This is a genomic window from Paenibacillus sp. J2L1-98 (assembly GCF_056269405.1).
Genome location: NZ_JBWDNW010000007.1, coordinates 183102 through 206046, shown reverse-complemented (window position 1 = coordinate 206046; position 22945 = coordinate 183102). Strand labels below are relative to the sequence as shown.

The 22945-nt window shown below is 45.0% G+C and carries 21 protein-coding genes; all 21 read right to left on the bottom strand.

Annotated elements, in window-relative coordinates; genetic code table 11:
* Window positions 1-94: 94 nt before the first annotated feature.
* The 21 genes from AC0YNZ_RS15850 to AC0YNZ_RS15750 all read right to left on the bottom strand — a co-directional run bounded on the left by AC0YNZ_RS15850 (window position 95) and on the right by AC0YNZ_RS15750 (window position 22882).
* Entirely contained in the window at window positions 95-220 is a 126-nt protein-coding gene (locus tag AC0YNZ_RS15850; RefSeq protein WP_475827523.1) for a hypothetical protein, read from the bottom strand.
* Window positions 220-1317: a GerAB/ArcD/ProY family transporter gene (locus AC0YNZ_RS15845; protein WP_475827522.1), complete on the bottom strand. Its 1098-nt coding sequence runs from the start codon at window positions 1315-1317 to the stop codon at window positions 220-222. Before AC0YNZ_RS15845 ends, AC0YNZ_RS15850 begins: the two co-directional genes overlap by 1 nt.
* Window positions 1314-2504, bottom strand: a complete 1191-nt coding sequence (locus tag AC0YNZ_RS15840; protein WP_475827521.1) for a Ger(x)C family spore germination protein — start codon at window positions 2502-2504, stop codon at window positions 1314-1316. Before AC0YNZ_RS15840 ends, AC0YNZ_RS15845 begins: the two co-directional genes overlap by 4 nt.
* 54 nt (window positions 2505-2558) lie before the next feature.
* Window positions 2559-4028: a spore germination protein gene (locus tag AC0YNZ_RS15835; RefSeq protein ID WP_475827520.1), complete on the bottom strand. Its 1470-nt coding sequence runs from the start codon at window positions 4026-4028 to the stop codon at window positions 2559-2561.
* Between the two features lie 66 nt (window positions 4029-4094).
* Window positions 4095-4334 (bottom strand): polya polymerase, encoded by a 240-nt coding sequence (locus AC0YNZ_RS15830; RefSeq protein ID WP_110771926.1) that lies wholly within the window; start codon window positions 4332-4334, stop codon window positions 4095-4097.
* 38 nt (window positions 4335-4372) lie between these two features.
* On the bottom strand, window positions 4373-6076 hold the full coding sequence (locus AC0YNZ_RS15825) for a methyl-accepting chemotaxis protein (RefSeq protein ID WP_475827519.1): 1704 nt from the start codon (window positions 6074-6076) through the stop codon (window positions 4373-4375).
* 83 nt (window positions 6077-6159) lie between these two features.
* The gene (locus AC0YNZ_RS15820; protein ID WP_475827518.1) at window positions 6160-6957 is read right to left on the bottom strand and encodes an SDR family NAD(P)-dependent oxidoreductase; all 798 of its coding nucleotides are present in this window, start codon (window positions 6955-6957) and stop codon (window positions 6160-6162) included.
* Between the two features lie 22 nt (window positions 6958-6979).
* Window positions 6980-7855 carry a D-psicose 3-epimerase gene (locus AC0YNZ_RS15815; RefSeq protein WP_475827517.1) on the bottom strand — a complete coding sequence of 292 codons (876 nt, stop codon included), beginning with the start codon at window positions 7853-7855 and terminating at the stop codon, window positions 6980-6982.
* 32 nt (window positions 7856-7887) lie between these two features.
* Window positions 7888-8880: an ABC transporter permease gene (locus AC0YNZ_RS15810; RefSeq protein ID WP_475827516.1), complete on the bottom strand. Its 993-nt coding sequence runs from the start codon at window positions 8878-8880 to the stop codon at window positions 7888-7890.
* 3 nt (window positions 8881-8883) lie between these two features.
* Complete coding sequence (locus AC0YNZ_RS15805; protein WP_475827515.1) at window positions 8884-10377, bottom strand: sugar ABC transporter ATP-binding protein; 1494 nt, start codon at window positions 10375-10377, stop codon at window positions 8884-8886.
* Window positions 10378-10506: 129 nt separating this feature from the next.
* Window positions 10507-11703, bottom strand: a complete 1197-nt coding sequence (locus AC0YNZ_RS15800) for a sugar ABC transporter substrate-binding protein (RefSeq protein ID WP_475827514.1) — start codon at window positions 11701-11703, stop codon at window positions 10507-10509.
* Between the two features lie 231 nt (window positions 11704-11934).
* A complete protein-coding gene (locus AC0YNZ_RS15795) occupies window positions 11935-12519 on the bottom strand; it encodes a glucose-6-phosphate isomerase (protein WP_475827513.1) in 585 nt (194 codons plus the stop codon).
* A gap of 27 nt (window positions 12520-12546) precedes the next feature.
* Window positions 12547-13488, bottom strand: coding sequence for a shikimate dehydrogenase family protein (locus tag AC0YNZ_RS15790; protein ID WP_475827512.1), 942 nt, complete (start codon window positions 13486-13488; stop codon window positions 12547-12549).
* Between the two features lie 21 nt (window positions 13489-13509).
* Window positions 13510-14565, bottom strand: a complete 1056-nt coding sequence (locus AC0YNZ_RS15785) for a galactitol-1-phosphate 5-dehydrogenase (protein ID WP_475827511.1) — start codon at window positions 14563-14565, stop codon at window positions 13510-13512.
* Window positions 14566-14582: 17 nt separating this feature from the next.
* On the bottom strand, window positions 14583-15623 hold the full coding sequence (locus AC0YNZ_RS15780) for a zinc-dependent dehydrogenase (protein WP_475827510.1): 1041 nt from the start codon (window positions 15621-15623) through the stop codon (window positions 14583-14585).
* 161 nt (window positions 15624-15784) lie between these two features.
* A complete protein-coding gene (locus tag AC0YNZ_RS15775) occupies window positions 15785-16711 on the bottom strand; it encodes a MurR/RpiR family transcriptional regulator (RefSeq protein ID WP_475827509.1) in 927 nt (308 codons plus the stop codon).
* 104 nt (window positions 16712-16815) lie between these two features.
* Window positions 16816-17817 (bottom strand): ABC transporter permease, encoded by a 1002-nt coding sequence (locus AC0YNZ_RS15770; protein ID WP_475827508.1) that lies wholly within the window; start codon window positions 17815-17817, stop codon window positions 16816-16818.
* Complete coding sequence (locus AC0YNZ_RS15765) at window positions 17792-19321, bottom strand: sugar ABC transporter ATP-binding protein (RefSeq protein ID WP_475827507.1); 1530 nt, start codon at window positions 19319-19321, stop codon at window positions 17792-17794. The genes AC0YNZ_RS15770 and AC0YNZ_RS15765 overlap by 26 nt, the downstream gene beginning before the upstream one ends.
* Before the next feature lie 35 nt (window positions 19322-19356).
* Complete coding sequence (locus tag AC0YNZ_RS15760) at window positions 19357-20328, bottom strand: substrate-binding domain-containing protein (protein WP_475827506.1); 972 nt, start codon at window positions 20326-20328, stop codon at window positions 19357-19359.
* Window positions 20329-20352: 24 nt separating this feature from the next.
* Complete coding sequence (gene glpK, locus AC0YNZ_RS15755) at window positions 20353-21831, bottom strand: glycerol kinase GlpK (RefSeq protein WP_475827594.1); 1479 nt, start codon at window positions 21829-21831, stop codon at window positions 20353-20355.
* Window positions 21832-22060: 229 nt separating this feature from the next.
* Window positions 22061-22882, bottom strand: a complete 822-nt coding sequence (locus AC0YNZ_RS15750) for an SDR family oxidoreductase (RefSeq protein WP_110771940.1) — start codon at window positions 22880-22882, stop codon at window positions 22061-22063.
* Window positions 22883-22945 lie beyond the last annotated feature (63 nt).

The following is a 22945-nucleotide window of genomic DNA, read 5'->3' as shown; positions in this document are numbered from 1 at the left end:
ATCATAATTCAAATATTCGTCACAATGTCGAGAAATAGAACAATAAAAAAAGCACTTTTGACTCAATAGTCCAAAAGGCTTATTATTATGATGATTATTTCCCCCTTGGCTTCAGCCAACTGATCAAAGAAAGGAGCAAAGCCGCTGCAACCAATGTAATTGGCATAATCCAGGGTGTTTGCAGCACAATGCTTGATTCCCATGGAAAGTGAATTTTCATTACGCCGCTCTCCTATTTTTCAAATTCACGAGCAATGAAAGCAAAAGGATAATCCCTGGAAGTACGATATACATCGGAACGACAATCATATTTGCTATGCTTCCTAACCAAACCTGTAAATGCTCGGATAAATTATGAGCCATTGTCATGGACATTACATATGCAATTAAAGCCGTTATCCAGATGGCCAGATGATCATTGGCCGCATATGTCAGTTCGCGAATGCATGCAACGGCGGCAAACAAATAGACAGATATTTTAACGAATGCCGAGCACATAAAGTACATGGCGCCAAAAACCTCTAAATTCTCCAAAAAATCAGCGACACTTGTCAATTTCAATATCGTAAAAGCGGGAAAAACCATCTTCTTGAACAGATATTCGCCTAAGGACGTGATGGCTAACAAATCAAACAGCACGATAAAAAATCCCGCAAATAAGGCCGCCCCAACACTGACGCGCCCCAAATATTGTTTGCTGTTTAACTTGTACCAAAACACACCCATTACTAAACATTCTCCGTATGTTGTCGTTACGCCCACTGGCCATATATTTTTCGACACCCTGCCGAAGCCTTCGGCCATAAAAGGTCTGAGATAGTCGACATGCAAGCTTCCGGAAGCCCAAAGCACGATCGTTTCGAATAAAATAAATAGGATCAGCACCGGCAGAAGGATACCGGCGATTCTAAACAAAATCTCAATGCCGGCATACATGACATATAAGATTAACATGATAAGAATCCCGATAAAAAACCATGCCGGTGTTTTTGGAAGCAGCGTAAGAGGCAGAAGAAACCTGAGATCACAAATAATACGCGCAGCTGTATAAATGAAGAACAGAGGATACAGCCAAGCGAGCGGTGTACCGAGCCATTTACCGAACCATTTTGGAAACCAACTAACTAACGAAGCAAAATGATTTAACTTAGCGATGGCTACATAGCCCGCAATGAGAATCCCCCCGAGTAAAGACGATATTAACGCGGTGAACCAGGCATCCCGTCCTGAATCGATACCGAAGCCGAAAATAACCGTTGTTCCGAATTGAAACATAACCATGAGTGCAAACAAATGGTAAGATGATATGTTATTCATTTCATCTCCTCCTCCATCGATCCATTTCTTAGCAATCCTGTCTGAACAAGCTGTACCTTCGCCGAAATATCGACTTTCATATCCGCAAATAACGTCTCCCACTTTCCGGCATAATCTTTATGCCATACTTGAGGATCTTGTTTATAAATGATTTGTCCAAAGCCGAAAATATCCGAACGGAATTTTTTTTGAACTTTCATACAAAGCATTTCCATTCTTTCCTTCACTTCATTCGCGAATAAATTGCTGAGCATTGTCCTGTTAGCAGGTGTGTTCAAGTCAAGCTTCGACGTGTTTTCGGTAACGTTTAATAATGCTGAAAAATCGATATCCATCTTAATCGCGCCTTTGTGTGCAGCCGGCAATACTTGACTCCTGACATTTGCAAATTCCCCGCTTACATACCCCCCGCCGAGATTACCGGGAATATTTACGGTTAAGGTGCCTTCCTTCATCTCATTTCGAATCCAAAGCAAGCCCATCGTCTCTGTGTCGTTGAGCCAACCGATCAACTTATCTTCTTGGAAGACGGCAGCCCCTTTGGAAACCATCAGGTTATCCAAGCCAATCTCCCCGTTTTTCGAGGGGACAATGGAAATCTGCGGCGCATAAGCTTCCTGCCCTACGTCCATTATCATCGTTAAAAACTTTCCTAATTGGACGGAAGAACCCATGCTTACCTTCAACTCACCCTTCATGACTTCCGAGGCCAGCTTCTCAAATTTAGGTTTAAAGTTCAGTACATCCTCCGCTTCTGCTTTCGTGAATAGAATAAAGCTCTTCAGCTGTGCCTGCCTGTTGCGTATGAAAAAATCGAAGATCGGAAACGTGCCTTTTTCCGCCAGCTTCTCACCAATGACGATTACGCGATTATGCGAGAAGAAAATTTTGCGGGGGAGCTTTCCCTGCAGTTTGTTATACGCTTCCGTAACCGTCTTCCCTTGCTCCGAGACGACCCAGCCTGCCGTAGTTTCCAGCTTGGATTCCCCACCGCCGTTTCCGGAAGAAGTACCTACAAGACGTGGAACGGCTAAGAGCAGCGTTACCCGAATAAGATCATTTTCCGTCAAATCTAATCCTGTCGCGGACACAATAGCGATATTGTTTACTTCCGTTCTGCCCCAGCAGCCGGAAAGCAGGCAAATAACGAGAATAAATAATAAAATTCGCTTAGTGAGATGCAGCATCAGCCATGTTTCCTTTCGAAAAACTTCGTCGCAATGGGCTATCCGATACGATCCTCATCTTTTCCGATCTGATGTCACTCGTCCCCCTTTATTGCGGTTCCACCAAGGCACACGCATGAGAACATCCTTCATACCAACAATGTTCATCGTAGATACAGGGGAAAGATAGGAGACTCCAAAAGATTTCAATTTCAACAAGTGAATAAGCAGGGCAAGCATGAAAATAAATATGCCGTAAAGGCCAAGCGTACCCGCTACGATCATTAAAGGGAAACGAAGCAAGCGAATCGGCAGCCCTTGACTGTAAGACGGAAATATAAATGATGCAATTCCTGTAAAAGACACAACAATGACAAGCGACGATGCGACGAGGCCCGCCTGCACCGCTGCTTGTCCAATGACCAATGCCCCTACAATGCTGACGGCTTGACCTACTTGGCGCGGCAGCCGTATTCCCGCTTCTCTTAAGCCTTCAAATGAAAGCTCCATGATGAAAGCTTCCACTATAGCGGGAAACGGGACAGCCTCTCGTGACGAAGCGATACTAAGCAATAGATCGCCCGGCAGCATTTCTTGATGCATCGTCGTTATGGCAATATACAAGGAGGGAAATATAAGAGCAATGAACGACAAGCTTAAGCGAAGCCAGCGATTAGCCGTCACTACAATAAAATTTTGGCTGTAATCCTCTGCGGCTTGAAGCATTTCAAAGGGTGTCGTAGGCGCTATAAGGATAAAAGGCGTATTATCCACGATAATGACTACTCTCCCTTCAGCCAGTGAAGCAACAGCGCGGTCCGGGCGCTCGGTAGGCATCAGCTGCGGAAAAATAGAATGACGGGAATCGGCCATCAATTCTTCGATATATCCGCTTTCAAGCACGATATCGATATGAATATTTTGAATTCTTGCTTTCACCTCATCGATTAGATCTTGCCCGGCGATACCTTCTACATACATGACCGTTAATTTGGTTCGTGACAAGGCGCCGACTTGGAAAGATTCGCTTTTCAGCCGTGGCGTTTTCATTCTGCGCCGGATCAAGGTAGCATTAATCTGCAAGCTTTCCGTAAATCCGTCCTTAGGTCCTCTAATAACAGGTTCTGATGCCGGCTCTTCAACGGATCTCGTTTTTAGCGAACTCATACCGATCATGAGGGAGCCTGGCATACCATCGACCAGCAAAATCACATCTCCGCATAAAATCGCCTCCGTTGCCTGATCTTCCCGCATTTTGACGCTGATTCTTTCCGTTGGCAGCACATTGTAAGTCAACCATGCCAGCGTGTCGTTTTTCCATTCCTCATCCGAACTTGTGCATGACAGCAGCGGCTGAAGCACTTGAAGCTCCATTCGCTGCTCATCCACCATGCCGTCAATAAATATAAGAAGACCGCCTTGACTCCCTCCCAAGCGGAAGCTCCGGAACACGATATCATCCCACCGGTCAAAAAGAGCGCGAAAACGCGCTTCGTCCCTGATCAGATTTCCCGATATCATGTTCTCCTTATCTTGCTCTTCCACTTGGATCCCGCCTTTACCACCTTTTATGAATTAATATGTCCATTTGTTCAGCTTGCAATGCCAATATTATTGATTTCCGTTAATAAGAAACTGAAATAACAACGATACGTCGCTCGGCTCGTGAGCGATAATTTCAATATCCTCGATTTGTGCATCCGTAAATATTTTACTTAAAGCAACATACTGACTTAATTTTGACTTCAGATTTAACCGGTCCCCTTCCGATGTAATGAGTTCGACAACCCCCTTGCATTTGTCCAACACTTCAAAAAAACCTTCCGTATCTTTGATGTTATATATTTTCATTTATAATGCCTCCCATTCCCCTAAATCGATATATTTGCCTATACTTTAAATTTACTTATAAGGTTTTGCAGATCCGATGCCATATTGGCCAGCGCGGTTGCTGATGCATTAATTTCTTCCATGGAAGCGAGTTGTTCTTCGGCAGCCCCTGACACACTTTGTGTATTCGCTGCAGAGTTTTCGGCTAAATTGGCCACAACTGCGATTGAATTTGAAATATGTCCGGCTCCAGCCGCCATCTGCACGACAGCAGCGGAAACTTCCTCCGTCTGTCTTTCTACGGATTTCACAGCCGCTTGAATATGCACGAAAGATTTTCCTGCCTGATTGATCATATTCATTCCTTCAGTTATTTCCTGTGCGCTAATCTCCATAGATTGTATGGCATTTCGGGTTTCAACCTGGTTGTTAGTAACCAGTTTTGAAATTTGTTTTGCCGACATTCCCGTTTGTTCAGCCAGCATACGCACTTCATGAGCGACGACGGCAAATCCTTTGCCGTGCTCGCCTGCTCTCGCAGCTTCAATAGCTGCATTAAGAGCCAGCAAATTCGTTTGGGCAGCAATGTCGGTAATAACGCCGATGATTTTGCCCACTTCGTTTGAGTTTTCACCCAGCCGCCTTACAATTTCCGCTAGTTTCTGGGCAGTGCCTTGAATCGTATCCATTTGCTTCATTGAGGTTTGAATCGATTCATTACCATTTAGCGACAATTGGTTTGCTTGAAATACGGCAGCAGATGCATGCTGCACAATGATGACGATTTGCCCGATGCCTTCCGACAGTTCATCAACGATACGTTTGCTTTGTTCTAAATCTTGGACCTGCTTCTGGACATCGGTTGCAACCTCATGAGCAAGTATAGCCACATGCTCGGAAGCCGAGCTTGTTTGATCCGCGCTAGCTGTCAGTTCTTGCGATGATGCGGCAACCAGCTCGGAATTGATGCCGACATGAAACATCAGCTCTCTCAGGCTGGAAGCCATATGAGAGAATGATCCGGCCAGATCCCCCAGTTCATCTTTGCTTCGAATTTCCAAATCTTTTACCGTCAAATCGCCGTTTGCCAAACGGTCTGCCGCGGCTGTAACTCTTATAAGCGGTTTTGATATCATCCGGGAAAGGAAATAGGCCAAGCCGAAACCGGAAGCAATCGTGATCAAGCTTAAAATGATAACAAATAACCTTCCTGATTCGAATGTTTGAATGGAGCTTCCTGTCGCCAGATTAGAGCCTGAATCGCCCAGGCTTCTTAACTCTGATAAGCCATTCATCGCTTGATTAAAATGCGGTAGCGACTGGGAGATCAGAAAATTGGCAGTGATGAAATCATTTTCTTTCCTGGCTTGAATGACCTCCGGAAACGACTTCAAATACTGCTCTTCCGAGTCGATAAATTGTGTGAGCAAGCTTCTTTCGTGATCATTCGATGTGTAAGCAGCATTATATTTTTTTTGAATCGTTTTCAATTCTGCTATCAAGTCATTCATTTTACTTTGATATTGAATGATTTTCTGATCATCCGTTTCCAAAATAATCGATAACAAGCAATGCTGTATTTCGTACAAATCCGCCTGCATGCTTGCTAATGTTTTAACGCCGGGCATCCATTTTTTTTCAATTGAGATAGCCGCTTGACCCATATCGGACATTTTCAAAACACTGATAAAACTGACCATAACCAATAAACACAACATGATTAAAAATCCCGCTAATATCTTTCTGCCAATGGTAAATCTCATCGGGAGCCCCTTTAATAAATTCTCTGTGTAGTGTTTAAAAAAACAAACCAATACCGGGCCATACAGCCCGGTATTTCCGCTTATTAAATATGACGGATTACGCCAGCATCTATTAGAATAGAGTTGCCGTTAATCCCATCGTTGCAAGCTGCGAAAATGACCGTTTTCGCCACTTCCTCCACCGTTAGAAATCTTTGCAGTAAGGAAGAACTGTCATTTCCTTCCTTGAAATAATTAATCTTCGCTTGTTCGAGACTGATACCGCCGCGTTCTGCATAGCCCTGCAGGTATGTTTCGATTCCCGGCGTCCAAGTCGTAACCGGCAACACACTGTTTACGGTAACTTTCGAGCCTTTGGTAAGCTCCGCCATTGCCCGGCTCAAACCGAGAAGCGCTGACTTCGTGGTAGAGTAGTGAACAAGGTCGCCATTTGGCCGAAAACCTGCTTCACTATTGATGTTGATGATCTTGCCCGAGTTCGCTTTAAGCATATCGGGAAGCGCTCTTCTGCAAAGCCGCACCGTACTCATCACGTTCACATTCCATATATGATCCCAATCTTCGTCAGTAATTTCTTCAAACGGCTTTACAGGGAAGATGCCAAGATTATTTACCAATAAATCAAGTTTACCGTCTTTGCTCGCTTCGTCGTAAAGCCTGTTTGCTTCTTCCAGATTGACAAGGTTAGCGGTGATCCCGGAAATTTTGACGTCCTTATACTTTTGCTGCAATTCATTTACCGTGTTATTTACCCGTTCTTCCACTGAGCCATTGAGGATTACGTTAGCCCCTTCCTGCGCAAATGCTTCCACAATTCCTTTGCCGATCCCCGTTGTTGATCCCGTAACCAGCACTTTTTTTCCTTTTAATCCTGTATCCATCGTTGTATCCTCCAATTAGGTTTTAGTTTTCGTGGGACTTCAGGTATTTCAATGCTTCTCTTACCGATTCATCCAGCTGACGGTCATCTTTCCCGAGAGAGAGGTCCCGGTACAGACCGATGTCCTTTCCTATTTGCCCGCCTGTCGTAATAAAAGATTCTATCGTTACAATACCGTCGAAGTTAACCGTCTTGAGCGCATCATAAAATGCATTCCAATCCGTTCTCCCCTCCCTGCTCGGAAGGCTGCGATTGCACTCTCCTACATGCAGACAAGCTAATTTATCTCCTGCAGTTATAATGGCATCCTTAAAGCTAACCTCTTCAATGTTCATATGAAATGTATCCAGCAAGAGCTTGCAGCTTGGGCTTCCGACCTCCTCGATAAACGCTATACCTTCCGCAGCTGTATTCATTACCGTCGTCTCAAAGCGGTTTACGACCTCAAACAAATACGTTATGCCGAGATCCTCCGCTGTTTTAGCCAGCTCCTTCATGCTCTTGACGCTGTTAGCGACATAGGCATTGCGGTCAAACTCGTTTGGTTCAAGCTTCCCTGCCCAAGCCGCGTAATTGACGCCGCCAAAAGCTTTACCGCCCATACTGGATATAATATCCAGCGCGTTTTTCACATACTCGACCGCTTGTCTGCGGATTTTCTCATCTTTGGACGACAAATCATGCTCTTTCGCAAGTCCGGTTGAGTAAGTCATTTCCACGCCGCAATCATCGGCGGCTTTTTTCAATTCCTGATATTCATGCTTAGGTCTGTTCAAAAGTGTAGGAATAAAAATTTCCACAACATCAAACCCGTTTTGCGCATGTCTTCGCACAGCTTTAAATAAATCGAAATTCCAATCTTTCTCGCCAAAAGAACTGTGCACTCCGTATTTGTACATGTGCTAAACCTCCCACGATTTTTGGGTAAACTCTATCGCGCTACTCTTCTTCTGAACGTATCAAGCGCTACTACGCTAATAATAACGAGGCCTAAAATAACCTTTTGCCAAAAAGCGGAAATGTCCAGAAAATTCAATCCGTTACTTAGCGTACCCATCGTAATGACGCCAATAATCGTTCCGCCTATCGATCCGGCTCCGCCAAATAAGCTCGTACCGCCAAGAACGACGGCAGAAATGGACAGCAGCTCCATCCCCTCGCCCATTAAAGCGTTTGCAGAATTAAGACGGCCTAACATGACGACACTTGCAATCGATGCGCAAAATCCGGAAAAAGCATAGACGAGCAGTTTCGTCCGATTAACATTAATCCCGGAAACCCAGGCCGCTTCCCTATTCCCGCCCAGAGCATTTACATTGCGTCCAAACGTCGTATGCCTTAATATGACCCAACCGATTATGGCTACCGCTACAAAGACCAAAAACGAAATCGGAATTCGGGCTATGCTTCCATTGCCGATAAACAGAAGACCTTCGGGAAGCCCCGAAATAGGCAGCCCGCCGCTCGTCAACAAGGCAAAACCTTGAATCGCTGTAAGCGAACCCAGCGTCGCGATAAAATCTTGCACTTTCAGTTTTGTAATAATCAGGCCAATCAATGAACCGGTTAAAATACCGCCAACGATGCCGATCATAACGGCAACGACCGGATTGACACCGCCATTGATAATAGCTACAGCGATAATACAGCCGGTTAGCGCCATCACTGAGCCTACAGCTAAGTCAATCCCCGCAGCGATGATGACCATCGTTTGTCCGATCGCCAAAATACCCATGACAGAAGATTGCTTGGAAATATTCAAAAAATTGTTCACCGTGAAAAATTCGCGGTTCGCGATTGCCATATAAACAATTAAAATCAATAACGGAATAATAGGGCTGATTTTGTTGACGTAATGCATCATTGTTTTCTTTTTCGCTTCGGCTTTTTCTTTTTGAAAGACAGTTAAATCAACACTTTGCATCGGTCATAGCCCTCCTGCCGCTTTTTCCATAATAAGTTCCTGACTGCATTCACGCGCATTAAAGCTGGCTACCAGCTTTCCTCTATTCATTACGACGATGTTATCGGACATTCCGATTAACTCCGGCAGCTCCGTCGAAACGAGGATAACCGATCCGCCCTGTTCGGTTATTTGATTCAACAGTTTATAAACTTCCACTTTAGCTCCAATGTCAATACCGCGTGTCGGATCATCCATAATAAATATTTTGGTTTGATTGCAGAGCCATTTCGCAATTGCTCCTTTTTGCTGATTGCCTCCGCTTAGCTTGCCGATCTGGCTGGCTACGCTCGGAGTGCTGATTTTTAACAGCTTTTTATATTGTTCCGAAACGTCCTGCTCCTTTTTCTTATTTCTGAACCCCCATTTGCTATAGCCGGAGAAACTGGAGACCGTTATGTTTTCTGCCACTGACATGTGCAATAGCAGGCCTTCTTTACGATTTTTAGTAACAAAACCGAGCTTCCGGCTAATTGCGCTTTTTGGATTATGGGGCGAATAAGGCTCGTTATTTAATAGTACGGTCCCTTCATTCGCTTTCCTTAGGCCGAATAAGCTTTCAACCAGCTCCGTTATTCCCGAGCCTACCAGACCGGCAATGCCCAAAATCTCTCCTTCATGTAAGGAGAACGAAATATCCTGAATCGCTTTTCCGTCTCCAAGACCTCTTACTTGCAACACTTCTTTGGACGTGCAATGATTAACCTTCGGATACTGTTCATTAATGGAGCGGCCAACCATCATACTCACAAGCATGTCTTGTGTAACGCCGGAAATATTATGGATGGTATCGATCGTATGACCGTCTCTAAGCACCGTTACCGTATCGCCTATTTCAAAAACTTCATCAAGCTTATGGGTAATATAAACAAAAGAGATCCCCTGTTTTTTTAAACGCTTAATGGCATTGAATAGAGCTTTGACCTCTTTATCGGTTAAAGCGGAGGTAGGCTCGTCCAATATGATTAGTTTCGCATCTCTTGAAATCGCCCTAGCAATCTCGACTAACTGCTGAATGCCCAAATCATAATGGGATATTTTTTCATGCAAATTAATATCCAGGCCTAAGGTGCTAAGTACTTTTTCGGTATTATCGATCGATTTCTTCCAATCGACTAACGGAATGGCTTTCCGGTTAGGCAAACGCCCTAGAAAAATATTTTCCATCACGCTGAGCTCTTTAATCATAGTCAGCTCCTGGTAGACCATACCGATCCCAAGCGCAAGCGAGTCGGAGGGAGCCTTGAAGGCAACAGGATTTCCTTCCCAATAAATCTCTCCTTCATCGGGAACATAAGAACCGGATAAAATCTTCATCAACGTGGATTTGCCGGCGCCGTTTTCTCCTAAAAGCATGTGAACTTCACCTTTCTTGATTTCCAAGTCCACATCGGCCAATGCCACTGTTTCATAAAAACGCTTTCTGATTTTATTCATCTTCAATAAGATATCTGTCATCTTCACCCCTCCTGTATCCAAATTTCAAATGGAAGTAAGAAATATCGAATGGCCTTTGTGTTCAAACCGCAGCATTTAAATTTGAACACAAAGGAGTCGAAGCGTTAAACAAAACAACTAGCGGAAAAATTATTTGGGCTTAGCATTGCTAATAATTTCCTGCCAATCGATCGGTTCGAGCATAGGATTCGGATAGAAAGCATCTGCATTGCCTTTATACTCTGTCCGCGGCCGGATATCGTAGGTTTGCGGAACTTCTTCTCCCAAGTGGAGCATCACCCCGAATTTAACACCGTACCAGCCCCATTCAGGGAAGCCGTGCCACGTTTCGAGCAAGAGCTTTTCTTCTCTAATTCTGTCGACGCTCTCCGATGTGCCGTCATTTGTCGTTACGAAAACTTTTCCTGTAAGACCGGCGTTTTGAACCGCATTAATTGCACCGAGGCCCATCTCGTTAGAAGCCGCCCAGATGCCGTCAATTTCTTTGTGCTTCTGAAGAATGTTTTCTGTTACGGAAACTCCCTTTTGTCTGTTCCAATCTGCCGGAAGCTTTGCAACGACCTCTACATTCGGGTAATTTTTCAACACCTTATCGAAACCTTTTTGACGTTCGTTATCATAGAAACTTCCTGGAACTCCGGAAAGAATCGCAATTTTACCCTTTATCGAGCTCGGGTCGACTTCTTTATAAACGTTCTGCCACCATTCCAAATCCAACTCTTGATTCGGTTGAACGTCCACTTTTTTTCCTTTCCCATCCAGTACGCCTGGTCCGCCAAGAGCGTTAAGCATCGCGTATGCTGAAACTTCTGCTGCCTTCGCATTATCAAATCCGATATAAGTATCGACCTCTGTCCCCTCAATCGGTGTGAGCAAATTGACGATGATGACAGGTATTTGCGCTTCTTTTGCTTCTTTTAGTACAGGTTTTAACGGTTCTACGTCTGCCGGGGAAATAATAATCGCACTGACTTTTCTTTGAATCATGTCTTCTATGTTCTGAATTTGTGCATTGGCATCGCCGTGGTTGTTGCTTGCTTTCGTAAGTATTTCCACATCTAATCCGGATTTTTTAGCGTCTTCTGCCGACTTTTCCATATAGGTGGTTGCGATTTTGTAAACTCCCGTAATATCCGGCGGAACCCATCCGATGACGATTTTTCCTAGTTTTTTGGCAGGATCGTCCGATCCTGCGGGCGCTTTCGTCTGCCCTGCTTGATTCGCTTCGTTCGAAGAGTCGGTCTGGCCGGAACAAGCAGAGAGCAAGGCTATAATCACAGTGAAGATAAGCAGCATGTACGATGACCGCAAATGAATCTTTCTCATTTCATTTCCCCCTTATTTACATCATGATTAATAAAGCGCTTTCATTTTGGGTTGATAAATTTTGTTCAATCTGAAGCGACCGAACAAGCTTGAAGCCATGTTATTTAATTCATCGTGATCACCTCCCTTAATATGCCAAGGTGACTGATCTCTGCTGTAATTGGTATTAGACAATTTCACCCCTCATGGGGGGGACCTGAATAAGGATTCAGGTCCCTCGTTGCCATTTGCTTATTGAGCTCCCCATTTGGGATTGTCTACGATTTCAACCTTGCCGTCATTTTCCACAATCAGTTTTCGATAGCCTTTCGTTTCAATCGTTCCATAGTCATGGCCTGCATCCGCACGGAATACAAAGAACGTAATCATAGGCTCATCGCCTACGTTAATACTGCGGTGAGCGTAACGGCCCGGTACATATACCGCTTTTCCCGGAGTCATTTCTTCTGCGACCCAGTCCCCTTCAGGATTTTCCATGAGCATATACCCCTTACCGCTCAGACAGTAGTAAACTTCAGCCGTATCCAAAATGGTATGAAAATGTCCCTTGGTCATGAAATACTCATTGCCGACTTTACCTGGATACACGATGCTCGTACCGAATAATAGATGACCGTCTTTTTCAGGCATCTCCAATTCGAAAAATTCATACATCAGCGTATTGTCTTTTTCAATCAGCGCTTCCAGAGCTTCACTGTTTGAGAACATGCCTCTCATGTTGGATAGATAACGTTTCGTTGTGCTTTTTTCGTTTGACATGCCGCTGATGAGATCAAAATACATGGAAAATGGCTTAACCGTTAATTCCTTGCTCATTATAAACACCCCTCGGTCTTTAATTTGTTATTTGATGCTTTCTGCGATTTTGGCGCATTTTTGCAGCAATTCACCTTTGATTTCTACATGGAACACTTCTGCAATAACCTGCGTCCAGCCATGGATGAAATAAATCCATCCGTCTTCGACATGCAGATTCCTCTCATCTTTCTTACTCAATGCTTGATGCATAAAATCAAGCTCGCCGCGGTAATTCAGCTCCCAAACCAATCCATTGTCCGGATATTGGCCTTGATTCGTAAGTGGCGATCCCGGTCTGTCTTTGCCAAGTCCTGTAGCGTTAATAACCAAAGAATGCGGCTTAAGGGAAGCCATCACATCGTCATTTTGGGCAGGCTCCGGACAAAGATGATATTCGAACGGCACTTTCGTTTCAAGCTGTGACAGCAGCTCCTTAGCTGAATCCAATCTAGGCTTACTGCGGTTCGTTAAAATGATTTTGGAAGGCACGTTATTGCCATGTTCTTTTTCCGTTAAATAGGAACTGATAGCGAGCGCGCTTCCGCCGCAGCCTAGAACCAGCACTTCGCCGCCGTGATTGGTCCAATAATTTTCCGGTATAAAAGCTTCCATCGCTAGTCCGCTCGATATCGGATCTTTCGCGTAGCCTTCCAATTTGCCGTCTTTCTTGGAAATGGAGGAAAGCTCTTTGAACATTTGCGCATGGGGATCCAAATAATCGAACAGGTCGCTGGCCGCATGATAGAGGTCGATTTTATGCGTCGTTACGAGTGCGCCAAGCGATAATTCATCGTTTTTAATAAATTCCACGACTTCTCTGTAAACTTCCGGCTTGGCATGAATATCGATATCGATTCCTTTTATAACGGCGTCTTTCAAACCTAGAGCTTCTGCCCAAAGCGGAAACAGTTTCATGATGGAAGATTTTGTCGTCGTTACACCAATAAAGTACATGGTCGGTTGAGTTGCTTTGGATGGTAGATTCATATGGATACTCCTTTTAACCCTTTATTTAATCTCATAAATCACTTTCGTAAAAGGATACTTGCGGTCTACAAGATCAACGAACACTTGTGGAGCATCAGACAGATTGTACGTATGAGTCACTAATGGTTGAAGCTTTAGAGCTCCGCTCTTAACGTAATCGATTGTCGCTTGCCACTCTACGCCAGGGAAAGGCGCGCTGTAAGAATTCCAGGAGCCTACAAGAGTCAGCTCGTTTCTAACGATGCATTCGAAACTTTTTGGCGGTAAGACAACGTCCCGGTGAGCAGTTCCCAGATAGAGAACGCGCCCCTTCTTCTTGGCAATTCGCAAGCACTGCTCCTGTGTTTGGACAACCCCTGCCGTTTCTACCGCCACATTCACGCCTTTGCCGCCTGTCAGTTCCTTGATCTTCTGGGCAGCATCGAGTTCTCCAGAGTTCAGGCATATATCGGCGCCTAACTGCTTCGCAAGTTCAAGCTTATCCAAAGCGACGTCTGCTGCGATAACCTGAGTCGCACCCATGATTTTGGCAAACTGGATCGCAAACAAGCCGATCGTGCCGCAGCCAAGTACCGCAACGGTATCTCCAACGTTAATGCCTACACGCATCATGCCGTGCAGAGTGACAGCTGCCGGTTCAACCATGGCCCCTTCGGTAAAAGACATGCTGTCCGGTAAACGAATCAGGTTTCTGGATGGAGCAACCGTGTACTCGGCATATCCGCCATGTGTCCGGGAGCCGAGATAATTATAGTTGTCGCAAAGACCGACATCCCCCGTCTCGCAAAACTCGCATGTTCCGCAAGGAAGAATAGGGGCAACGGCAACGCGATCGCCCGGTTTGAAATCTTTTACGCCCGCGCCGACCGCGGCAACCTCGCCGCAAAATTCGTGACCCGGAATCGTAGGAAAGCTGTACGTTCCCGTCTTCATGACACGTCCCAAGTCGGAGCCGCAAACGCCTGCTGCCCGGACGCGCACCAGAACTTCGTTCTCGCTATAGGTTGGTACCTTTACCTGCTCATAACGCAGATCGGCCGGCGCATGCAAGACTGCAGCATTCATTAACTTGTTCATTTGGTGCCTCCTAAAATTTAATTTTCGGATGTAATTAGTGCCTTCATGCCTGTACCCTGTGCCGCATAGTCCAAAGCGGCAACTGTATCTTCAATCGAAAATTTTGCTGTAATAAGCGATTTTACATCTATTTTACCTGTGGAGATCATGTCCATCGCTTTGTGTACATCGAGCAAACTTGAGCCGGTTGTCGCAGTCACGAGAAGCTCTTTATAGTGAATAAGGTTTGTATTTAAAGTTACGAATTCCTTGCCTTTCGGCAATCCTCCGAACAACGAGACCCGGCCGTGATAACCGGCAACTTCAAGCGCTACCTTCTGCATCTCGGGATCGGAGTTGGAAGTAATAACAACATCCACGCCAAAACCGTTCGTAATTTTGTCGATTTCTTCCTTCAAATCCTTTTCCCTGTTGTTAATGACAATATCTGCGCCGTATTGCTTGATTTGCTCGAGACGCGCGTCTGATCTTCCCGCAACGATAATGCGTCCGCCGGCCATTTTGTTCATCATGACATGAAGGGCGCCGATTGGTCCGGGGCCGATAATAAGAACCGTGTCGCCTGGAACCGTTTTATGAGCTTCATAAGCATGAAGCACGCAAGAAAGCGGTTCTGCGATTGCTGCCTCTTCGTAGCTTACATGATCCGGAATTTTAATGACGTTGTTTACCGCGAACGAAGGAACCTTTACATATTCGGCGAAGCCGCCGTCCATACTGATCCCGAAAGCTTGATAGTTAGGACAAAGCTGGTTGTAACCGCGAATACACATATGGCAGGTGCCGCATCCGACATTCGGGGGCAGGGCAACACGCTCTCCACCCTTAAAACCTGTAATATCCGATCCGACCTTCACTACTTCTCCGGAGGTTTCGTGACCGAGCACGCGCTTTACGCCTTCAGGAACTTTAAAATGTCCGTGCCTGTAGATGCGGTTGTCCGTTCCGCAAACCGAGCACGCCTTAACCTTCACAAGCATCTCATTTTCTTGAATTTCCGGAATGGGTACATCTTCTACACGAATGTCACCGATACCGTAATAATACGCTGCTTTCATTTGTAAGCTCCTCTCTAGTGATCATTCCTATTAATCGAATTATACAAAATTTTATTCTACTAGGTCAATAATAAAATATAATTTTATTTTATTTTGGACGCAAGAAGCCCCGCCAAAATAATTATCCTTACTTTGACAGAGTCAAATATTGAGTTTTGAAATCACTTCTCTCTTGAGCTTCTAAGCACCTTATAGGTTTCTTCCATATAATTTAAAGTTTGAGTGAAATTTTTCGCAGCGTAGGACGCATAAATTAAATCAAGCACTAAAATTTGGGCAGTCTTGGAGGCCGCTGCTTCCCAATAAAGCGCTGAGCCTTCGTTTGACGATTTGGCAGAAGTGAATAAAGCAATATCCGAGTACTTCGTTAAAGGCGAATCTTCAAATGAAGTAATACCAATCGTACGTGCCCCTTTGGATTGAGCAAGCTTCATGGAATCGATAACGTCCTTCGAACGGCCTGAGTTACTGATCCCGATCATGACGTCTCCTGGACCCGCAATCGCGGCACTCATTAATAGGGAGCTCTGCTCTCCGAGCAGCATACTCTTCTTGCCGGCCCGAGTGAAGCGCATAACTCCCGATACCGCAGCTGCCCTGGAAGAGCCCATACTGCTGAAGAGAATCACTTTCGCTTGGTCGATTGCTTCCACAGCTTTGCTAAGCTCTTCAATATTTAAGCGCTGCTTCGTTTCCGTCATCGTTTGTACGTTACGATACAAAACTTTTTCAAGAATCATTTCTTGCGTATCGTTCCGGCTAATGTCTTCATAGACATATTTTTCTTCAGATGACGGACTGGTGGTATCGTTCATCGTTAACGCTTCGGCAATGCCGATTTTCAACTCCTGATAACTGTCGAGGCCAATCTCTTTGACGAAACGGGTAACGGTAGATTCTGCAACATTACATGCTGCGGCCAATTCCTTAGTCGTTATACTTTTGCACTGGCTCGGATTTTCCAGAATATACTCAGCGATCCGGCGAAGAGCAGGATTTAGGTAAGCTATTTTTTTATTTATAAGTCTAAAAACGTCCTGGTATTGGGTGCGATTTCCTTCTTCCAATGGCAGTACACCTCGTATCATGAATATTCACCAGGATTTTTGTAAATCCTAAGGGCGATACAGACTATTCTATTCAAATAGCAACATTTTTTCAACTCGGGTTCGCCTTTTCTCCAGAAAACCGGTCAAGTACGTTTTTTCTTTTTAAGAGAATCGACATAAACGGCCGTTACAATAACTAGTCCTTTGATGATCATCTGCCAGTAAGACGACACATGCAGCAAATTCAAACCGTTATTCAGCACCCCGATAATCAATGCGCCGATAAACACGCCGCCAATCTTACCTATACCTCCGGAGAAGCTTGTTCCGCCCAAGACAACCGCTGCTATTGCATCCAACTCAAATCCGCTGCCGGACGTCGGCTGCGCGGATGACATTCTCGCAGCTAGAATAACTCCGCTTAATCCTGCCAAAAGACCCGATATGGTGTAGACCATCATTTCAATCTTAGAGATACGAATGCCGGAGAACCTTGCAGCCTCGCGATTTCCGCCTACGGCATAAACATGTCTTCCGAACTTCGTTTTATTTAATACGAATGATGTGATAATAAGACAAATGATCATAATGATTACCGGTACAGGTATGGGCCCGATGTATCCGTTCCCGATGAAAGACAATATCTCGTTATTGAAGCTCATCGGTCTTCCTCCGGTTAATACGTACGAGAAACCCCTGGCCATAATCATCATAGACAATGTAACGATAAAGGGTGGGATCTTCCCTTTTGTAATCACAAATCCGTTTATTAAACCGAGCACGCCGCCAATCAGTATCCCGCCTGCGAGAGCCGGAACAATGGGCACGCCCATAAACAATAAACCGATCGTTATGACTTGTGAAGCTGCCAGAATCGAGCCGACAGACAGATCGATGCCTGTAATCAAAATAGTAAACGTCATCCCGAACGCGATGATCGCGTTAATCGAGATTTGTCTTAGCACGTTTAATATATTGCTAGTCGTCATAAACGTAGACGTTGTTAAAGCGAAAAACAGAATCAGACCGATAAGGGCAATCAATATCCCTGAGTTCGAAATGACAAAATGCACAACCGGCAGCTTTTTCCATGAATCCTTTTTCTTCGGTGCTAGTTGGCTATAACTTTGCGAATTCGCTTTCATTTTTTAAACCTCCAGTTGCGTGAGTAAGAATATTCTCCTGGGTAATTTCGCTTTCCATCGTTAATTCGCCGCTGATTTCCCCTTGATTCATGGTGATCACTCGCGTACTCATATTGATGATTTCTGGAAGCTCAGAAGATACCATAATGATGCTGACCCCTGACTGTGCCAAAGCCGACATAATAGAATAGATTTCTTTTTTGGCGCCGACATCGATACCGCGGGTAGGTTCGTCAAGGATCAGAATACTTGGCTTCATTGCGAGCCATTTAGAGATAATTGCTTTTTGCTGATTTCCTCCACTCAGATTCATTAATTTCTGCTCCGGCGAAGGAGTCCGGATTGAAAGCTTATTGATATATTCATCCACTAAGCTATCTTCCTGCTGTCTGTCCACTTGAAACCATTTGATCAAATTGTCCAACACGCTAAGGCTTATATTGTAGGCAACGCTTTGAATGAGGATAGCCCCTTGTTCCTTGCGATCCTCCGGAACAAAACCGATCCCGCAATTGATCGCGTCCTGCGGATTTTGAATCCGAATCTTTTTCTGATTCAGATAGATATCGCCGCTGGCAGCTTTGTCGATTCCAAAAATAGTCCTCATCAGTTCCGTTCTTCCAGAACCAACCAATCCGTAAAATCCTAGAATTTCTCCCTTGCAGAGGCTAAAACTTACGTTTTTCACTCTTGTGCCGCTGCTAAGGTTCCGAACCTCAAAAATTTTCTCGCCAGGCTGCACAGTCGGTTTTGCGTAGATTTCTGATAATTCCCGTCCGACCATCATTTGAACCATCTCTTGATAACTCGTATCTTTCATGTTTCTGGTTCCGACGTACGTGCCGTCCCTTAGAATCGTCACTTTGTCGGCGATTGCAAACAATTCCTCCATACGGTGAGAGATATAAATGACAGAAACACCTTTCTGTCTCAGTCCCCGGATCGTATCAAGCAGCTTTACAACTTCCTTCTCCGTTAACGATGAAGTAGGCTCATCCATCACGATTATCCGGTTATCTTTGGATAAAGCCTTTGCAATTTCAACCATCTGCTGCTGCGCAACTGTCAAATTTCCTACATATTCGCCAGCATCGATATCCAATTCAAACTGATCGAGTATTTTTTGCCCGAACTGCATAATTTCTTTTGTATTTACCAGTTGCAAGGGGCCCTTTGAGGGCTCCCTGCCTAGAACAATATTTTCGGCTACAGTCATATTCGGCGCGAGGCATAGCTCCTGATGGATGACACTGATCCCAATGCTTTCAGAGAAGCTTACATCTTTAATTTCCACTTTTGTACCGTCGAAATAAATCTCGCCTTCGTCTGGAACGAGTACTCCGCCAAGAATCTTAATCAGTGTAGACTTCCCCGCTCCATTCTCGCCTAGCAGAGCGTGCACCTCACCTGTACGGACTTCAAGGCGCACTTGATCAAGTGCTTTGACTCCCGGAAAGCTCTTACTAATATGTTTCATTTGCAAAAGAGGCGTAATGTTTTCCATAGGATACCTTCCTTTATTTCGGCGTGCAGAAACTATTATTTCAAGTACTGTTGATAGTTGGATTCATCAACGAACAGGCTTTCAACCTTAACCCACTTCTCAAAGTTTTCTTTGTTCAGAATCTTGTATACCAAATCGCCGGCAACCTGACCCATCTTAACCGGGAACTGGGCGGAGGTTCCTACAATCTTTTTATCCTTGATAAGTTTCATCGCATCTTGCGATCCGTCAATCGAGTAAATTTTAATATCCGTACGATTCGCTGCTTCAATGGCGGCCAGCGCTCCAATTGCCGAAGGATCATTAATCGTAAATACGGTATTTATTTCAGGATTAGACTGCAGGAAATTTTCCATGATCGGAAGAGCCGATTCTGTAGAAGCTTTACCGTCTTGTCTAGCGACGATCTTAATGCCCGGAGCATCTTTGACAGCTGACGAGAAGCCGTCTGTTCTATCAACTACAGCTTGAACGACTGACCAATCGATAATGGCGACGTTAGCTTTACCTTCCGTATTTTTAACCATGGCCTCACCAAGCACCTTACCAGCCATAAAGTTATCTGTCGTTACCATAGCAGTGACTAGATCGGTGTCCTGAGGCGGAACATCCATAATAATGACCGGGATGTTAGCTTTCTTTGCGGACAGAAGCGCTGTCTTGATTCCTTTGCTATCAACAGGCGCAATAAAGATCGCGTCAACCTTTTGTTGAATGAAGTCCTCCACATCTGAAATCTGCTTGTTAATATCAAGCTGTGCATCGACTTCTATAAGCTTGTCGCCATGCTTATCAACAATCTCGGATTTCAATCCTTTGCTCCAATCGATAAAATGCGGATTATTCAATGTGAAATAGGAGGCAGCAAATACATGTTTCTTCGTATCATTTGAACCGGACGTGCTGGTTGTTTCTTTCTCATTGCCGCCACATGCCGCTGCAGTAACCATCGTTAGTACCAATGCAAGAATAAGTGCAACTGCCTTACTGTTTTTTCTTTTTTTCATCGAATAAAACCCCCTTTAAATTGTTTATTGCTCTTCCCATGCCTTCGACCGGTCTACAGCTTTTTGCCAGCCGGCGTACAATTGATTGCGCTTACATTCATCGAATGTAGGCTCGAACCTGCGGTCCAGTTCAAAAGTATCGAGCAGGTCGCTCTTACTCTTCCAAAACCCGGTTGCAAGACCTGCCAGAAAAGCTGCGCCGCGCGCGGTTGATTCCACGACCTTCGGACGGATAACGGGGACGCCGAGAAGATCCGCTTGAAATTGCATGACAAAGTTGTTGTTGCATACTCCGCCATCGACCTTCAGCTCGCTATTCGTTATGCTGGAATCTTGTTCCATGCATGTAATGACATCGCGAATTTGATAGGCAATGGATTCGAGCGTTGCGCGAACGATATGGTTGCGGTTCGCACCGCGCGTCAATCCTAAAATTGCGCCGCGAGCATACTGATCCCAATATGGAGCGGAAAGACCTACGAAGGCGGGAACGACATAAACGCCGTTCGTATTCTCTACTTCTTGCGCAAGATGCTCGGTCTCTTTGGCATGGGATATAAGCTTCAACTCGTCACGCAGCCATTGCACAGAAGCGCCAACTACATAAAGCAAGCCTTCCAGCGCATATTCCACCTTATTATCCAATCCCCAAGCTACCGTGGTAAGGAGGCCGGAATCGGACCGGATCGGCTTGGAGCCGGTATGCATGAGCAGAGATCCGCCCGTTCCATATGTCGCCTTCACCATACCAGCTTCGAAGCATGCCTGGCCGAAAAGCGCCGCTTGTTGGTCGCCAACAGCTGCTGCAACGGGAATGCTTCCGCCAAATAGCGATTCGTCTGTCATGCCGTATACGTCGCTGGAAGGGCGAAGCTCGGGAAGTATAGCCCGCGGAATGTTAAGCTCGCTCAATAACTTGTCATCCCATTCGATCCGGTTAATGTTAAACAGCATCGTACGCGATGCATTGGAATAGTCGGTAACATGTACTTTGCCGCCAGTCAAATTCCAGATCAGCCAGGTATCGACTGTCCCGAAGAGCAGCTCCCCTTTCTCGGCTTTTTCTCTTGTCCCTTCGATATGATCGAGGATCCATTTGATCTTCGTTCCAGAGAAATAGGAATCTATCAATAAACCTGTATTTTCCTTCACATATTCGCTTAAGCCTTGTTCCTTCAAACCTTGGCAAACGTCAGCGGTCCGACGGTCCTGCCATACGATCGCATTCATAACAGGCTTGCCTGTATTCTTGTCCCATATAATGGTAGTCTCTCTCTGATTGGTGATGCCGATCCCTACAATATCACTCGCGCTGGCGTTTGCCAGTTTCAAAGCTTCATTTGCCGTTTTTAACTGGGCTTCCCAGATTTCCATCGGGTTATGCTCCACCCAGCCGGGCTTTGGATAAATTTGCTCGAAATCTTGATACGCCACCGAAACGGTATTGCCATTGTGATCAAATAATATAGTCCTTGTGCTCGTTGTCCCGCAATCAAACGACATCACATATTTCCCTGTCACTCCAAACCTCCCGCTTTCCTGTGCATATATAACTTGGAGTCCGCACAATTGAACCGCTTTCATTAATGATTGACCTTTCAAGATGATACGCAGTTCAAAATAAAAATGGTTACGTACATGATTAGCTCGACGAACCGGCGCAACCTTTCATATTGCAACCCGGGACTGTCGAGCTAACATGCCGGTCTTTCTAAGCTAAGCCATCATTTTTTTATACTTCCATACCATAACGGTGCACTTTATGAGTCGGATAGAAGGAGAACGACGGAATCGTAACATCCGGTGTTCTAGTTGCTACGAAGAGAGTCGCTTCCGCTACATTCTCTACATCGATGCAGCTATTATAGATTCCCTCTTTAAGTTCCTTTTCATCCAACCATCCATCGATATAAGCTGGAATTTCTCCGTCGTAAATCCCTTTATCAATAACCTCGGTCATTGGCGTCTTAACATGCGAAGGATTAATAACGGTTACGCCGATATTTTTGTCTTTGCCTTCTAACAAAATATTTTTGCTTAGTCCCATCATTCCATGCTTTGAAGCGCGGTAAGGACTATGGCCCGGACAAGATGCTACTTTAGCTGAGGAAGATCCCATATTAATGATTCTTCCGCCAGTCGTTTGTTTTTCCATGTACCGGAACGCTTCGCGGCAGCACAGGAAGACAGCTGTCAGGTTCGGTCCGATTGTTTTGTTCCATTCGTCAAGCGTAGTCTCGCTGATAGGAGGAGACAAGGAATCACGGCCGGCGCTATTGACGAGAAGATCAACGCTGCCCCATTTGTCCTTAGCATGTTTAAAGAACTTGGCAACTTGTTCTTCTTCCGTAACATCCCCGACAACCCAATCGCAAATGCCGTTGTTAGCTTCAATCTCAGCCGCAACTTGTTTCATACGTTCTACATCGATATCTACCAATAAAACTTTGCTGGCATTAGCAGCGAAAATTTTCGATACGGCTTCACCAATTCCGGAAGCAGCTCCGGTTACGATTGCAACTTTACCCTCTAATTGTGTTCCTTGCTTGTACATATTTTTCTTCCTCTCTTGTTTGGAATTCTGTTCTTGGATGAGTCTGATTATTGAATTGCGACT

Coding starts and splice junctions, on each gene's coding strand:
- AC0YNZ_RS15765 (WP_475827507.1), bottom strand. CDS start 19,321: ATGGAAAACATTACGCCTCTTTTGCAAATGAAACATATTAGTAAGAGC.
- AC0YNZ_RS15760 (WP_475827506.1), bottom strand. CDS start 20,328: ATGAAAAAAAGAAAAAACAGTAAGGCAGTTGCACTTATTCTTGCATTG.
- AC0YNZ_RS15795 (WP_475827513.1), bottom strand. CDS start 12,519: ATGAGCAAGGAATTAACGGTTAAGCCATTTTCCATGTATTTTGATCTC.
- AC0YNZ_RS15780 (WP_475827510.1), bottom strand. CDS start 15,623: ATGAAAGCAGCGTATTATTACGGTATCGGTGACATTCGTGTAGAAGAT.
- AC0YNZ_RS15775 (WP_475827509.1), bottom strand. CDS start 16,711: ATGATACGAGGTGTACTGCCATTGGAAGAAGGAAATCGCACCCAATAC.
- AC0YNZ_RS15815 (WP_475827517.1), bottom strand. CDS start 7,855: ATGTACAAATACGGAGTGCACAGTTCTTTTGGCGAGAAAGATTGGAAT.
- AC0YNZ_RS15790 (WP_475827512.1), bottom strand. CDS start 13,488: ATGAATCTACCATCCAAAGCAACTCAACCGACCATGTACTTTATTGGT.
- AC0YNZ_RS15810 (WP_475827516.1), bottom strand. CDS start 8,880: ATGCAAAGTGTTGATTTAACTGTCTTTCAAAAAGAAAAAGCCGAAGCG.
- AC0YNZ_RS15805 (WP_475827515.1), bottom strand. CDS start 10,377: ATGACAGATATCTTATTGAAGATGAATAAAATCAGAAAGCGTTTTTAT.
- AC0YNZ_RS15850 (WP_475827523.1), bottom strand. CDS start 220: ATGAAAATTCACTTTCCATGGGAATCAAGCATTGTGCTGCAAACACCC.
- glpK (WP_475827594.1), bottom strand. CDS start 21,831: ATGTCGTTTGATTGCGGGACAACGAGCACAAGGACTATATTATTTGAT.
- AC0YNZ_RS15845 (WP_475827522.1), bottom strand. CDS start 1,317: ATGAATAACATATCATCTTACCATTTGTTTGCACTCATGGTTATGTTT.
- AC0YNZ_RS15825 (WP_475827519.1), bottom strand. CDS start 6,076: ATGAGATTTACCATTGGCAGAAAGATATTAGCGGGATTTTTAATCATG.
- AC0YNZ_RS15785 (WP_475827511.1), bottom strand. CDS start 14,565: ATGAACAAGTTAATGAATGCTGCAGTCTTGCATGCGCCGGCCGATCTG.
- AC0YNZ_RS15840 (WP_475827521.1), bottom strand. CDS start 2,504: ATGCTGCATCTCACTAAGCGAATTTTATTATTTATTCTCGTTATTTGC.
- AC0YNZ_RS15770 (WP_475827508.1), bottom strand. CDS start 17,817: ATGAAAGCGAATTCGCAAAGTTATAGCCAACTAGCACCGAAGAAAAAG.
- AC0YNZ_RS15800 (WP_475827514.1), bottom strand. CDS start 11,703: ATGAGAAAGATTCATTTGCGGTCATCGTACATGCTGCTTATCTTCACT.
- AC0YNZ_RS15750 (WP_110771940.1), bottom strand. CDS start 22,882: ATGTACAAGCAAGGAACACAATTAGAGGGTAAAGTTGCAATCGTAACC.
- AC0YNZ_RS15830 (WP_110771926.1), bottom strand. CDS start 4,334: ATGAAAATATATAACATCAAAGATACGGAAGGTTTTTTTGAAGTGTTG.
- AC0YNZ_RS15820 (WP_475827518.1), bottom strand. CDS start 6,957: ATGGATACAGGATTAAAAGGAAAAAAAGTGCTGGTTACGGGATCAACA.